The sequence below is a fragment of the Haloferax marinum genome (assembly GCF_009674625.1).
In the GTDB taxonomy this organism is placed as follows: Archaea; Halobacteriota; Halobacteria; order Halobacteriales; family Haloferacaceae; genus Haloferax; species Haloferax marinum.
In genome coordinates this window covers 138,953-154,006 of sequence record NZ_WKJQ01000003.1, presented here as the reverse complement: position 1 = coordinate 154,006, position 15,054 = coordinate 138,953, and the positions used below count along the sequence as shown (strand labels likewise).

The 15,054-nt window shown below is 58.8% G+C and carries 9 protein-coding genes; 7 read left to right on the top strand and 2 right to left on the bottom strand.

The window, feature by feature from the left end; translation table 11 throughout:
- The first annotated feature begins 25 nt into the window (after positions 1-25).
- The 4 genes from GJR99_RS17145 (at position 26) to GJR99_RS17130 (ending at position 7,548) form a co-directional block, all read left to right on the top strand.
- On the top strand, positions 26-1,717 hold the full coding sequence (locus GJR99_RS17145; protein WP_151114279.1) for a DUF4143 domain-containing protein: 1,692 nt from the start codon (positions 26-28) through the stop codon (positions 1,715-1,717).
- A 176-nt stretch (positions 1,718-1,893) separates the two neighbouring features.
- Positions 1,894-4,029, top strand: a complete 2,136-nt coding sequence (locus tag GJR99_RS17140; protein ID WP_151114278.1) for a vWA domain-containing protein — start codon at positions 1,894-1,896, stop codon at positions 4,027-4,029.
- Positions 4,026-6,314 carry an MBL fold metallo-hydrolase gene (locus GJR99_RS17135; protein WP_151114277.1) on the top strand — a complete coding sequence of 763 codons (2,289 nt, stop codon included), beginning with the start codon at positions 4,026-4,028 and terminating at the stop codon, positions 6,312-6,314. The genes GJR99_RS17140 and GJR99_RS17135 overlap by 4 nt, the downstream gene beginning before the upstream one ends.
- Positions 6,315-6,342: 28 nt before the next feature.
- Positions 6,343-7,548 (top strand): hypothetical protein, encoded by a 1,206-nt coding sequence (locus GJR99_RS17130; RefSeq protein WP_151114276.1) that lies wholly within the window; start codon positions 6,343-6,345, stop codon positions 7,546-7,548.
- A gap of 18 nt (positions 7,549-7,566) precedes the next feature.
- Here the strand turns inward: GJR99_RS17130 and GJR99_RS17125 are convergent, their stop codons facing one another.
- Together GJR99_RS17125 and GJR99_RS17120 are read right to left on the bottom strand one after the other, a co-directional pair.
- Entirely contained in the window at positions 7,567-7,725 is a 159-nt protein-coding gene (locus GJR99_RS17125; protein ID WP_154326138.1) for a hypothetical protein, read from the bottom strand.
- A 661-nt stretch (positions 7,726-8,386) separates the two neighbouring features.
- On the bottom strand, positions 8,387-9,364 hold the full coding sequence (locus GJR99_RS17120; protein WP_151114275.1) for an AIR synthase family protein: 978 nt from the start codon (positions 9,362-9,364) through the stop codon (positions 8,387-8,389).
- Positions 9,365-9,461: 97 nt separating this feature from the next.
- Here GJR99_RS17120 and GJR99_RS17115 point away from each other — a divergent pair, with 97 nt between their 5' ends.
- The 3 genes from GJR99_RS17115 (at position 9,462) to GJR99_RS17105 (ending at position 15,052) form a co-directional block, all read left to right on the top strand.
- The gene (locus GJR99_RS17115) at positions 9,462-10,508 is read left to right on the top strand and encodes a pyridoxal-phosphate-dependent aminotransferase family protein (protein ID WP_151114274.1); all 1,047 of its coding nucleotides are present in this window, start codon (positions 9,462-9,464) and stop codon (positions 10,506-10,508) included.
- Positions 10,509-10,799: 291 nt separating this feature from the next.
- Positions 10,800-12,323, top strand: coding sequence for a ribonuclease H-like domain-containing protein (locus GJR99_RS17110; RefSeq protein ID WP_151114273.1), 1,524 nt, complete (start codon positions 10,800-10,802; stop codon positions 12,321-12,323).
- A gap of 2 nt (positions 12,324-12,325) precedes the next feature.
- Entirely contained in the window at positions 12,326-15,052 is a 2,727-nt protein-coding gene (locus GJR99_RS17105) for a DEAD/DEAH box helicase (protein ID WP_151114272.1), read from the top strand.
- Positions 15,053-15,054 lie beyond the last annotated feature (2 nt).

Here is a 15,054-nt window from a genome sequence, read left to right as displayed (position 1 = left end):
TAGCGTTGCACGCTGGATTGTTACTATGATTGATTCCTCGACGACGGCGGAAGATTTCATCGCCGATGCCGAGTACCACAATCCGTGGTGGAGCGGCACTGGCGGGCTCGAGGAGCTCCATTCCGTCTCAGAGTGGAAAGAACGATCAGATCTCCATCGGTTACTCGACAGTCTCGAGATCGCACACGACGATGGTGTCGACAGTCTCGTCCACGCGATGTATGGACAGACGGGTATTGGAAAAACCACGATGCTCCGACAACTCGTCGCTGCGCTCATCGACGACGATGCCGTATCCTACGCACCAGGTAACCGTGAGCGTACACTCGTCGGGTCTGTCGCACCTCGGCAAGTCCTCTACATCCCACTGGAGGAGTCGCTTTACCACCTCGAACCACCAGAGATCGCGTTCGACCGACTCCAGAACGTCGTCGATTACTTCGACTCCCACGTCGCCCCACGACGTGGAACGAAGTTCGTCATCTTAGACGATATCGGAGCGCTCTCTTTTGGTGAAGACGACGGCCCCGAACGACTGCAGGAGCTCGTCGACGACAGAACCTACCTCTTCATCACCGGTATCGTCAGCCCGCAAGTCGACGTCGACACGGACTCGTGGAAAGAGACGGTCGACCAGGTGACTGGGTCGTTCCCCATGTTGCCCACGAAGTTCATCGACGCGGTGAAACAGGGGCACGTCGTCGACTTCGAAGACGAGCACGCACGGAAGCTGTCGGAGACACTCGAACACCATCAGGTCGATGGGCTCATTCATCGTGCGCGGAAGGAGGAACTGAGCAGTAGGAACATTGCCGGGATGGTAGATGCACTCTCGACGCTATTTTTCGACGAACTCGACACGTCCGACCACGATACTCTTCACGAGGCCGCGAGAGCGTACCTTCGACGAGGTGGGTCGTTCCACTCTGTGGAGAGAGACACTGTTCGAAACGACCTCGTCAAGTCGCACTTCCTCTTGTATCTCTACAAGGAACTCGCGCGGTACCACAGTGTTCAACGTCCCGAGAACCTCCATCGATTGGGTTCACTCGCTGCGAGTAAAGCCGGAGAAGAACTCAAATATACGACGCTGAGCGAGCAACTCGGCGTCGATAGACGGACCGTCGATTCGTACCTCTCGATCCTCGAAGGTGGGTTGGCTGTCGGTCAGTCACACGACTTCGCACTGCAGCGATATCGCCGGACTCGACTCTATCTTCGTGACCCCCGACACGTCGTGCTCCTCTCTCAGCGGAGAGAGCATCACGGGTTCGAAACGTACACCGATACGGGCGTGCTGAACGCCGAGTTCGAACACGCCCTCGCCCGGACGGCCGGATTCGACCACGCGAAACGACTCGCATGGTCGCTCCCCGGAGAGAGTGACCAACGGCTATCGGTCGAGTACGCTGAGACAGAGAGTGGAACGGTAGACTACGTCCTCCACGGTGACGGTCTCGTGCTCCCGTTCGTTCTCTCGTACCAACCGTTCGCTGACGGTACCCTATCGACCGTCCTCGAGTTCGACCCGTCGACGGGAGCTCACTTCGACGAGTCTGGTGAGGAGCTTCGAGAGTTAACCTACGAGGCACCGTATCGATTTGTCGTGACCGATGCACTCCCCCGAGAAGTGGAGCAGTCGTCCTCACTGGTCGTCGACCACAGCGGTACGAAGGTTTGTTATCTCCCGTACTGGCTGTTCTTGTTACTCGCCTAAGAACGACGACTTCTAGCGACCTCTTCTGCTGTCGGTCTCGTGCGTTGGGTGTTCGAGTCGTACAGTCTCCGAACTCTCCAATTGAGACTACTGCAACCACCAAAAGATAATTTAGACACATCGTGTTGTGGTTGTAGGCAGGTTTATATTCTTGGATAAACAATTGACAAGTGTATATGGGGATTAGGGACAATCGGAAATCGGAATTTTGGGAAGTCACAGCCGAAGGGGAAGACGCGTGGGACGAGGCGGTGGCGGGCGAACAGGTCTCGGAGGGAACGAGGGTCTCTCTCGCTGGCGAGTTCGTAACACAGCACACAACGCGGAAAGCCGGTGTAGTTGCATGCCGGTTCTCGGTCCGAATCGACGAGGACACACTCGTTGACGTGGTGCTCACTCCCTGTGACTCCGAAGAACGGTTGGACCTCGTGACGGGGGCGCAGTACACCATTACGGGGAAAGTAGCAACGTCACCAACTGCCTTGCCGCGCCACGGGTCCTCGTGTCCGGACTGTGGCGGCGTCCTCCGACATCAGGGTGTAGTCGACGACACTGAAGACCTCGCGGCCGCAGTCACCTCACTGAACGTCGGCGACCACTTCGTCGTGTGTGACGAGATTCGACGAGTTGTACGGGATTCGAACGAGAAGACTGACGACTGGATACCGAGGGAACGACAGAGCAGACCGATTCCGAGGGGCCGGTATGTGTGCGTCGACTGTGGGTCCGACGTTTCAGACTACGACCTCACACGAGAACACGGTGGAGAACCCGTGCTGATGATGGATGCGTGTGCTGCACCAGCCAGCGAGTCACTCGGACTCGCGGTCGGTGGTTCTCGTGACGCCACGAACTTCCGCGAGAACATCCACGAGGGCTACGTCCCCCAACCTGACGCCCTCGCGTACGAAGGACTGTTCTACGACTACCAGTTCCCCACGAGAGAATCTGAGCACACAGAAGAGGCTCTGTTCACTCCGACGTTCGAACGTGCCTCTGGACAGAACCCAGTGACTGGGGAACGAGAGATGTATCTCTCGGTCGGACTCGACTCGTCGCTCAGTTCGTCCGAGTTCGAACGGCCGCCACTCGACGTCGTCGCTGTCCTCGACACTTCAGGTTCGATGTCGTCACCGTTCGACGAGTACTACTACGACTCTGCAGGGGCTCGCCGGGAAGTCGAAGACGACGAAAAGAGTCCCGACACCAAGATGGAAGCCGCAGCGGCGTCGCTGTGTGCCCTCACTGAGCAACTCGCTCCCGACGACCAGTTAGGGGTCGTCCTCTTCGACAGTCGTGCCCACGTCGCAAAACCGCTTCGAGACGTCCAATCGACCGACATGGACGCCATCCGAGGCCACATTCGCGACGTTCGTTCGGGTGGTGGAACGAACATGGGCGAGGGGTTCGACGCAGCCCGTCAGATGCTCGCAGAGATGGAACCTGACCGGGAGCAACGTATCGTCTTCATGACCGACGCGATGCCAAACACAGGCACGACGCAGTCGGATCAACTCGTCGACATGGTTGCCGACGCAGCGACCGAGGGAACACATACCACGTTCGTCGGTATGGGCCTCGACGAAAACGCCGAGTTGGCGAGTGACCTCTCTGCAGTCCGTGGGGCGAATCACTACTTCGTCCACTCGGCTGCTGAGTTCGAACGTCGACTGGGAGAAGAGTTCGACTACATGGTCTCTCCGCTCGTCTTCGACCTCTCGTTGTCGGTCGACACCGAGGGCTACGAAGTCGACGGCGTCTACGGTGTTCCGAACGCCGATATCGAGGATGGTCGCGTACTGGACGTCACCACTCTCTTCCCTTCACCGACGACCGATGGTGAATCTCGCGGAGGCGTCATCCTCGTGCGGTTCCACCGAACCGATACCGAGGACACAAGCGTCGAACTCGACCTCTCGTGGGACGAAGGTGACGGTGTCACACGGGGGACTCGTGTCGCCGTTGACGTCCCGAGCGGGAAACACTTCGACGGCTCCGGAATCCGAAAGGCCGTGGTCTTGAGTCGATACGGGCGGGTCCTCCGTGAGTGGGCGTCGTGGGCACAGTCTACGGAAACCGCTGACCGAACAGGCGTGGTCGACGACTGGGCCGGTGTCCGAACGAGTCGGAACGAACACGAACGTGGTTCGGTTCCGATACGAATCTCCGACTCCTACGCTGCGGTCTTCCGCGACCTTCGCGCATACGTCGTCTCCGAGTCCACAGAAATCGACGACGAGACACTCGCTCGCGAGGTCGAGGTTCTCGACAGTCTACTCACACACGCCGAAGAGGAGAGTCGGACGCGATGAGTGCCGACCTCGTAGACGATTCCGATGCCGCCACTGAACACGCCGTTTCCCGTGTCTCGTACCACCACGTCAACGTCGACGCCGGTAACGAGTCGGTTCTCCTCCGGTTCGAGTACGAAAACCGAAAGCAGGCATCGTGTATACTCGTCGACGCGGGAGAAGGGGTAGAACTCGACCCATATCTCCGCCCGAGTGATTCGCTCGTTGCGGTCTGCCTCACACACGCCCACGCCGACCATTACCAGTCACTCGAGAACGTGGTTCGGAGCGACGTCCCGGTACTCGCGTCTCCCTCGACGGCCGAGATACTCGAGACGGTACTCGCGTCCGCTGCAGACCGTGGGTTCGTGACCGACACGGCCCGCGTTTGTGAGTCTGTGAAACCAGTCGACACGTGGACAGACGTCGCTCCAGGAGTCCGAATCCATCCAATTCCTTCGGGCCACGCACCCGGTGCGGTCGGTTACGTAATTCGATTCCGTGACGACGGTGGGGCTCACGACATCCTCTTCACTGGCGACTTCACCTATGAGTCTGCAGGAGGGTACCCCGGTTTCGACCCTGACGTCGCTCCAGACGTGGAAGCACTATTCCTCACCGTCGCGACGGCAGAGTCGTCGAGCGACGAGTTGACCGCTGGAATCGCGACGGCGTTGGAACGGGCACACGGAGGTGCAAGCGTCCTCGTCACCGCTGGGGGGCTCGATGCTGTACACCTCGCGACGCTCCTCACCAGTGCGTCCACCGAATTAGCCCTCGACGTTCCGATACGTATCGCCGGACAAGCGGCAAAACTCTACGAGGACCTCGAATACGAGTTCGAAGCTGTCCGCACCATCCCGGAGTTCGGTCACACGACCGAGTGCCTCGATAGTGGTGCCATCGCCATCGCTGGGCCAGACGTTCCAACCGAAGGGAGTTCCGGACGACTCTACGACGCACTCTCGGACGACCCGAACGCGTGTCTCGTTCAGTTTGTCTCGTCTGGAAAGACCCCAATATCCGGTGGTGGACCGTGTGCGACGTTCGCCTTTGCCGCCACTGCACACCCTTCGAGAGACGTTCTCGACAGTGTCGTCGACGAAATCGACCCTGTCGAAGTCGTAACCGTTCACGAACACGGTGGTGCAGGAGGCCGATACAACGACTGGAAACCGTGCGTCTGGTCCGATGGCTCTGACGTGGAACTGACCCTCTTCGATGATGGTCGATGGCTGACACCACCATGGATGCACTCTCGGTTTGCTCGAGTTCCTGACCGCCCGATGGACCTCGGGTTTCTGGCCGGGAAAGATATCGGTGACCTCCCGCTCGTGTCGCTCGACCGGACCGCGACGATCGACCTCGAAGAGGAAGGTATCGACATCGAACAGCTTCGCGAACGGTTGCACCTTGGTCACAGAGACGACCACGAGCCGACACAGAATACGACATCCAAGCAAATGACTGACGAATCAGAGACGCCCGATCAGACGAATCGCTCCGAACAAAAACTGTTCAAGACCGTCGGTGCAGACGTCGAACGACAGGATACGCTTTCGACCGATTCTATCACACCGAAGAGCCTCGTATCGGCGCGAGCCTGGAATGGACTTAGCGCCCAAGAGGCCGCACAGAGTTCTGACACAGAGACGCATCAAGAGGGCTCAGAGCCCGAAGCTCACGACCAGAAGAGCCAAACAACAGAGAGCGATTCGGCGTCAACCACCGAGACCGAGACCGAGACCGAGGACGCAGACGTCGAAGAACCCGCCACGACTCGCGATACCGACACAACTCCCGAAGCGGACACACGAGTGACAACCGACACAGTCGACGAGAACCGGTCCGTTGAAAAGGAACAGAACGTCGACGCTGAACAATTCAGTCTCGAAATCGACCCGCTTCTCCTCGCGCTGGTCGAACGTGAGGGTGGTGTCGGTTCCACCGACGCTTTCGTCGCTGAATCCATTCAAGCGTACCTCGAAGCATTGCTCCGGACAGGAGAACCACCAGCGGGGACGGTCGGGAGTCTCGGATTCGACGTGACGGCAGGTACTCGGCTAACGAATGCGCTCGACAGCGTCGTCGAAGACGACGGACACGACTCACTGTCGTCGTTCGTTCGGACAGCGCTCACAGACCTACTTGGTGCCACTGCTGGGACCGAAGTCTCCCTTTCCGACCATCAGGTCGACGAGCGACTGATCGAAGCGGCGGTCGCCAACGACAGGTACGGCTTCGATACTCGCGGTGACTTCGCCGACGCGGCGATCCTCTGGGCACTCAGTGACGAAGAGAACTAGCCACCGATAAGCCAACTCTCCAACAACCATGACATCAAAGATACACCTCGATGAACAGGACGGTACCGTTCGGATCGACGACCTTACGATCGAAGATCACGAGCTAGCCGAGTACCTCGGAGAACACGACGCTGCAAACCGTGAGGAGGCCTTCCATCAGGCATTGCGAATCGGCACTGCGACACTCTCGCTCGCAGAAACGTCGAAGCAGGTCGAACACGTGAAACACGAGTTCGAGCAGATGCGTTCGGGCTTCGAAGCCGAAATCGATGACGTCAGAGAGGAACTCGACCGCCGGTTCGGTGACGACGGAGAAGTCTCTTCGATTCTCGATCGGCACCTCGGTCCCGAGGGTAGGCTCAACCGAGAACTCGACGACGTCTTCGGTGAGGAAGGACTCTTCGCGAGACGACTCGACGAAGAGCTCGGAGAGGATGGCGAACGAATTCAGGACGCACTCGACCCTGATAGGGAGGGAACACCGACGAACCGACTTCGTGAAGCCCTCCGTGGGGAGATACGCGAACTTTCGAAGCAACTCCAAGTCGAAAAAGGGAGAAAAGAGGTCCGACAACGAACGACTGAGAAGGGTCACGTCTTCGAAGATACTGTCGCTCAGTTCCTGACTGACCTCGTGTACGGATCCAGTCACTCGTTCGACCGAACTGGTGAGGCCGTCGGAGAACTCGCAGAGAGCAAGGTCGGCGACTTCGTCGTGACTCTCGGTCCGACTAATCAGCGGATCGTCGTCGAGGCAAAAAGTGAGCAGAACTACACGCAACCACGCATCAAAGAAGAGATGCGAGAAGCCATCGAGAACCGCGATGCAGACTACGGAATCTTCGTCAGCGAGTGCGAAAGCTACGTTCCAAACAAGGTGGGCTACTTCCGAGAGTTCGATGGTGAATTCCTCTCTGTCGCTCTGAGCGCCGACGAAGACGACGATGTCGACTCTCGGCTCCTCAATATCGGGTTCAATTGGGCAGAGATGCGAGCCGTCCAGTCTCACCTCGACGCTGGCGACGACGTCGACCCCGAGTTCGTGAGAACACAGGTCGAAGAGATCGAAGACTCGGTCAGCAAGTTCACGAACGTGAAACGGAAGTGTAGCAGCATCAGGAAGAGTGCAAATGGTATCGAGGAAAGTCTCGACGATATTCAGGGTGAGGTGACGACGCGGTTGAACAACATCGTCGGAGAGATGAGTAAATCCGGTCCAGGCACACAAGCCTGAATCAACGCCCCTGGGTGATTATCCGAATAGGTCTTCGTAATCGTCAGGGTCGCTCACGAGACTTCCCTCTCCGTCGTTCTCTTTGTACTCCCACAAACTCGGTTCGTCGACGACACCTGCGAAGATTGGGTTGCCATCTTCGTACGCGATTGCGTGGTGTGCTTCGTTGACTGTCACAGCACCTCCCCCTTTGAGTTCAGAGACGAACTTGGCAACCTGCCGGACCGAGTCTGTCGTGATGAACTTCCGTCCACCACTAGTCTTTTCGAACGGAGACCCTTCGTGGTCGACACTGAACTGATATCCGTTTCTTGGCCCAGAGTAGGGCTCTCCGATTTCGAGTTCATCTTCGTCAGGTATCGGCAGGGGTTCGCGTGGTTCCGGAAGTTCGTCACAACTTCGGAGGATGGAACTGTTGCGTGTCTTATTTTCACATGGTTTGTGTTTGATTAGGCCCTCGTCTCGTGATTTCCGAGTTCGTCACGGTGAGAAAGCGTGGAAAGGTTTTCTGAGTGATATGAAATCAAAACCGATAGACTGCACCTATTTCTCCGTTGTTGTGCTTGAATAGAAGGCACGCAACAGTTCCATCCTCCGAGGTTGTGGCGGACCAAGCTCTGATTATTGATATAGCGAAATGCGATATATCGCGCATCGCCGACAGAACTGTCAATATCTACTAATCCTCGTTGTCTCCCACGGACAACGACGTATGCAGAATGATTGTGTATTTTACATATGCAGTGGAGACCCACCAATCGGCATACTCAGAAATCCTCTCAGCACAGCTTACTCGGTCGAAACGCTGCGAAACCCACCTCTCACGATAGTCACCGATTCAGTCCCAGAGGTCGTACATGTCGTCTTCGACGCCGTCAGTGTAGTGTCCACCCTCGTAGACGACACCAACGTCGTCCTCGTCAGTTGCTTCTTCGACAGTCGCGACGACTGTCGAGTCGATATTTTCTGCGTCGAGTGCTTCGAGTGTCGACGCGACCTCATCACGGGGGACTGTCGCGAGCAGCGCACCCGACCCAAGAATTCGGAGTGGGTCGACACCCATCGCCGCGCAGAGCGTGTTCGTCTCGGGACGAACCGGGACATCTCCTTCAGATACGTCGATGTGGACGTCTGACGCACACGCAAGTTCGACCAGTCCGTTGAGGACACCCCCTTCAGTCGGGTCGTGCATCGCGGTAGCGACGGGTGAGAGGACGACCGACTCGGGAAGAACGCTGATATCGTCGAAGTAGCCGACGGCACGGCCAACTGTCTCGGTATCGACGCCGGCCGCGTCGAGGTCTGTGGTGAAATCCGTCGCGAGAACGGCGGTTCCTTCGATGCCTGCTCCTTTCGTGAGAATCACTTCGTCACCGGGTTCTGCCCCCGACGTCGGGACGTATCGGTCTGCCGGCCCCATGCACGTGAGCGAAAGAAGCGGTCGAGAAAGCCCCGCGACCGTCTCCGTGTGACCACCGACGATAGTAATTCCTAATCGGTTCGCTTCGGCGTCGAGTTGTGCGGTGATTTCGTCGAGTAGTTCGACGTCCGCTTCAGGGAGCAGGATGGTACTCACGAGCCATTCGGGCATGCCACCACAGGCGGCGACGTCGTTGCTCGCGATCGCGACTCCGAGGGTACCGATTCGTTCGGCAGCGAGTGAGATGGGGTCGCTACTGACGACCATCGTTCCGTCTTCGGTTGCGATGGCAGCGGCGTCTTCGCCGTAGCCAGCGCCGACGAGCAGGCCGTCGTTAGCCGCACCCGTCCGCGAGAAGATGTAGCGGTCGAGGTCCGCGGGCGAGAGTTTGCTCATGTCCTCACCTCTGTCGGTTCGCTCTTGTGTCTTCCCGTTCGGAAGCGCCTCGACCGAACCCCATATGGCTAAATTCGTTCCCTCGTAACGGACGTCTATGCAGATGACTCCAGGCCCGACGGCGGTTCCACCGCGGGTCCGCAACCGAATGAGCGACTCGATGCCGAACCCCGACGTCGAGCAATCGTTCTTCGACATGTACGACGACGTTTGTTCGAAACTCCAGCGCGTCTACGACACCGAAGACGACGTCATCGTCATGGGAGGTGAGGGAATTCTCGGCCTCGAAGCGGCCATCGCCTCGACTGTCGCCCCAGGTGACGAGGTACTCTGTCTCTCGAACGGACTCTACGGTGACGGATTCGCCGACTTTGTCGAAAACTACGGTGGTAACCCGACGCTCGTCAGTGGCGATTACTCTGAACCACTCGACGTTGAGAGAATCGAAGCAGCACTCGACAGCAGTGACTACAAAGTTGCGACGATGGTCCACTGTGAGACCCCGACTGGAACACTCAACGACATCGCACCGATCCTCGAACTGCTCCACGACCACGACGTGTTGACCGTCGTCGACGCTGTCTCGTCGCTCGGTGGCACCCCTGTCCCCAGCGAGTACATCGACATCAACCTCGGTGCGTCGCAGAAAGCGTTCAGTTCCCCACCGGGACTGACGACGGTTGCTGTCAGTGACCGTGCCTGGGACGTTGCAGAAGAGCGAGACCCCAAATCACTCTACACGAACCTCCTTCCGTGGAGAGATACGAGTGAGATGTTCCCGTACACGCATCTCGTGGCTAACATCGCCGCGCTCGACGAGTCACTGTCGATGGTTCTCGACGAGGGGTTGGACGCTGTCTACGAACGTCACGAAGAGGCCGCTGCACACTGCCGAGAACGCGGCGCTGAGTTGGGTATAGACCTGTATCCCGACGCTGAACGGAGTGCCCCGACGGTGACGGCGTTCCACCTGCCTGGCCAGGCGAAGGCGGTCCAGCGAGAACTCGAAGAAGAACACGACATCGTCCTCTCGACCGGGCTCGCTGACCTTGCCGACGATATTCTCCGTGTGGGTCACATGGGCTACAATGCAGATATTCAGAAAGTCGACCGCGTGATGGACGCACTGGCGAAAGTGGTCTGAGAGTACCGGAGAGACCATCCAGTCGGCGGTAGACGAACTCAACTGAGTTTCGACTCGGAACTCACACTCACGGGCACGGCGAGAACAGACACTCGTTCAGTGCAGTCGAGTTTGGGAGTACACCTCTCACCCTCTCGTCCAGCGCTCAACATCTACTGCCCACTATCCGACACCCAACACCCACCAGCCAATACCCGACACCCAACATCCAACAACACTGTCGACACCGGCTTCACTTTCACCGAGCCTGAGACATTTTTATACGGATCGACCAAGAACGAGTACTCAGTAATGGCGGCAGACGACTCTGTTGGGATGGTTACGTTGCCAGCAACTACGCTAGAGCGCGTCCCTCAGTCCGCTGTCTCCGACGTGATTCAGTACTTCGCGCCGGATATCGTCACGGTCCCAGGTCCTCGCAATGCAAGAGCTCACGCAGCAGTCCGTGACGCCGCACCGGCCACTCCAGTCGTCCACCCGCAGCTTGGACAAGACGCTGACCGTGTTCAGCACTACCGATACGCTGCCGACGCAGGTGTACACGAAGCGCCAAACGTCGCTCCACCTGCCGAGACGATCGACATCGTGGCAGTACAGAGTCGGGACGTCCTCCCACAACTTCACTCGGAATTGACCACGGGAGAACGACAGACGGGGAGCGGGGCGGCGACGTTTCTCGTCATCCCGTCTGTCTCCGTCGAGTGGGACCCGACGAATCTCACTACCACGCTCCCCAGCGGAGAAGAGCTGGCAGCAATCAGTGTGACCCTCCCCGAACCGGTCACAGTCTTCGCGGGTGGCCAACCTGCAGACTACCATCACGAGTGGGAACTCCCGTACAAACACACCACGGTTCGCGTCCCAATCGCAGGGTTGGGTGCGACCGAACGCGGCGACTCACAGTTCGCACAGTACACGTGCACGTCACAAGGAGACGTTGCCGCACAAGCTGTTTCCCCGAGCCAGTTCGGTCTCAGAGCGCTGAACGGCGTCGGAAGAGCAACCGCGAAGCGACTCCAAAAACGTGGCTGTCGAACCATGGACGACGTTCGTAACCTCGCCGTCACCGAACTGGCTCAGTTACCTGGAATCGGGCGGTCGACCGCCGAGAAGATTCACGCCCACGCCGATGTCGTCGAGTCCGGTGACCCACTCGTCCTCACGAACAAGACCCCGGTCAAAACTCGGGACGACCGCCCGCCGCTGTGTCTCGACATCGAAACCGACGGCCTCTCACCCACGATTATCTGGCAGTTCGGTGTCTACGACCCAGCGACAGACCAGTACCAAGCGTTCGTCGAAAAGCGACATCCGAAGAACCCAAAGCCAGTTCTCGAAGCGTTCATCACGTGGCTCGTCGCCAACCACAGTGACAGAACCGTCATCACGTGGAACGGGTACGGGTTCGACTATCTGTACATCACGGAGTTCCTCGAACAGTATCTCCCCGAGTACACGACTGCGTGGGACGATATCTGGACCTACGACCTGTACAAGTGGGCCGTCCGCGATGGAAACGCCTTGCTTCCTGGACGGACGAACAAACTGGACCACGTTGCTCGCGCGCTCGGGTACGAATCCGCAGGAACTGGGCTAACTGGTGCACAAACTGCGGCGGCGTATCAAGAGTTCATGCGGAATCCAGACAGGCCACACAGCGAACCTGAGTGGGACCGTCACGAAGCGTACTGTGAAGACGACTGCCGTGCCCTCTGGCACGTCTACGAAGCCATCACCGACGCGCCTCGGAGAGATACGACTGACAGCGGTAGCGGTGGTGCAGCAGGCCAGCAAGCCGGTCTCACCGACTTCTAACGATGAGTGAAAATCCAACCCCACCCGACACGAACGTCGACATCGACACAGACAGTATCATCGACTCGTTCCCTCGGCCTGACGTCTCTCGAAACTCGGACTACATCGAAACTATCGAACTTCCCGCACGGGCGGCGAAGACCGTCTCGACGAGCGACGTCCTTCGCCCGACGCTGGCCGACCCGTATCCGTTCGACTTGTTCAGTCACCAAGCCGAGGCGCTCACCGCACTGAAAGCCGGAGACAACGTCGCCGTCACGACGTCTACGTCGAGCGGGAAGACGCACATTTACGGACTGCAAATCGCACGGAACCTCCTCGACGCAGGCGTCCTCAACCCTGACGGAACCCGTGCGACCGAGCAAAACGAGACGTCGACCACACTGTGCGTATACCCGATGAAGGCGTTGACGAAAGACCAGCACGAGTCACTGACCACTCTGTACGACGACCTCGGTCTCGACATCCGCGTACAGATTTACGACGGCGATACGACCGGAAACCGACGCGAGATTCGGGAACGTGCCGACGTCATCCTCACGAACTTTGCTGGCCTCAACATATACCTCGAACACCACGACAAGTGGAGTCGGTTCTACAGCGCGTTAGACCTCGTCGCCATCGACGAATCACACACCTACACCGGTATCGAAGGCATGCACGTCGCGTGGATTCTTCGCCGACTGAAGCGTGTCGTCGACTACTGGGGCGGTGACCCACAGTACGTCCTCACGTCTGCGACCATCGGAAATCCGAAGAGCCACTCTGAAGAACTCATCGACGAACCGGTGACGGTTATCGACGACGATGGCTCACCACACGGCCCCCGTGACGTCGTCCTCTGGAACCCACCGCCGCGAGACAGAACCAACGACCCGACCCCAGGCGAAGCGTCGTTCGACATCGAAGACGACATCGAGGGAGCGTCCCCGGACACCGACGGCGAGCGCATCTCCGAACGTGTCCCGGCGAGCGTCGAAGCCCCGAAGGTGTTCGACCACCTGACGTCGAACGATATCCGGACGTTACTGTTCTGCGATAGTCGGAAACTCACCGAACTCAGTATTCAACGCGCAGACGAACACCGCCGGAACAACCCGCGAGCGTACGGGAGGACGACCACCACCGACCGAGAAGCGTACAACGCTGGACTCGGCCGCACCACTCGTCACTCTCGTGAACACCGGTTCAAGACCGGGTTGTTGACCGGACTCGCCACGACTTCTGCCCTCGAACTCGGCATCGATATCGGGAGTTTGGACGCGACCGTCCTCATGGGATACCCAGGGCAACGGCAATCCTTCTGGCAACGTATCGGCCGGGCCGGCCGCGAAGCAAGCCGAAGCCTCGCTGTCCTCGTCGGCGACCACCGAACGCTCGACCAGTACGTCATCGACCATCCTGAGTACCTTCTGGAAAACGACGTCGAAGACGCGGTCGTCGACACGTCGAACAACGCCGTCTTCGCCATGCACGTCTTGGCCGCGTCGGACGAAATCGCACTCGACGAAACGGACGTCGGGACGTTCGCAGAGGAAGACCGCCTCAGAGCCGCCGTGAAAATGTGGCGTGAAGCAGGATTCATCGACGGCTACCTCGACGCCGCAACCCACTACGCCGGCCCTAGTCGACCGCAGACACGCATCAACCTCTACGGCACGGACGACACCGAGTATCGACTCACGCTCGCTTCCGACGTCGACCGCGACAAGTGGGGACTGTCAGACGGCCTCGACGTCGAACCAATCGACCGCACGCGGGCGTACCGTGACTACCACGAAGGTGCAGTCAGACTCCACGAAGGCCAGCAGTTCGAAGTCGTATCCGTCGACGAAGACCGCCCACAACCCATCGTCGAACTCAAACCGGTCGATTGCAACTACTACACCCGGACCCAAAGCAAGGTCAACGTCCTCGACGCAGTGTCCGAAAAATCCCGCGAAGTCAACGGGTTCACGCTGCACTTTGGCCGTGGGACGGTCCTCGTCCACTATCACGCGTACGACCAGCTGTACATCGGTAATGGCGACCCGAAGCGCCAAGCAATCCCGACGGGCTTACCGCCGATTCTCATGGACACGCAGTTGTGTTGGGTCGAAGTTCCCGAGGTGGTCGAAGACGCGCTCGTCCGGAAATACAGCGAGTACGGTGTCGAAACCGGTGTCGACCCAGAAGATGCCGACATCGCACATCTCGGCTACGTCGCGGGGTTGCACGCCGCCGAACACGCCACGATTCAGACCGCACCGCTCGAACTCCGGGTCGACAAAAACGACCTCGGGGGACTCGCGACGCTCGTCATGGACACCCACTACTCTCACCCTGAGTACGACGACATCGCCGACTCGATATCCGACTCGTTCGAAGCCGCCACACACGCTCTGCAACAGCGCACTCACGAACTCACTGGCCGTACTTCCTCTGGCTGGTTCATCTACGACGGTATCGATGGCGGACTCGGCTTCGCCCACGCGATTTACGACAACTTCGAAGCCCTCGCCGAACGCGCCCGTGACCAACTCCGTGACTGTCGATGCGGCCAACCAAACGGCTGTCCCGCCTGTACCTTCGACGAAAACTGCGGGAACGACAACATGCCCCTCCTTCGAGCGTCCGCTATCGACGTTCTCGACCAACTTCTCGGCGAAGACAACCACGACGCCCTCCGCGAGTATCTGCCCGACGAAGACTACGGCGGCGACCGCCGGCCCGTCGTCTTCTACTCGTGACG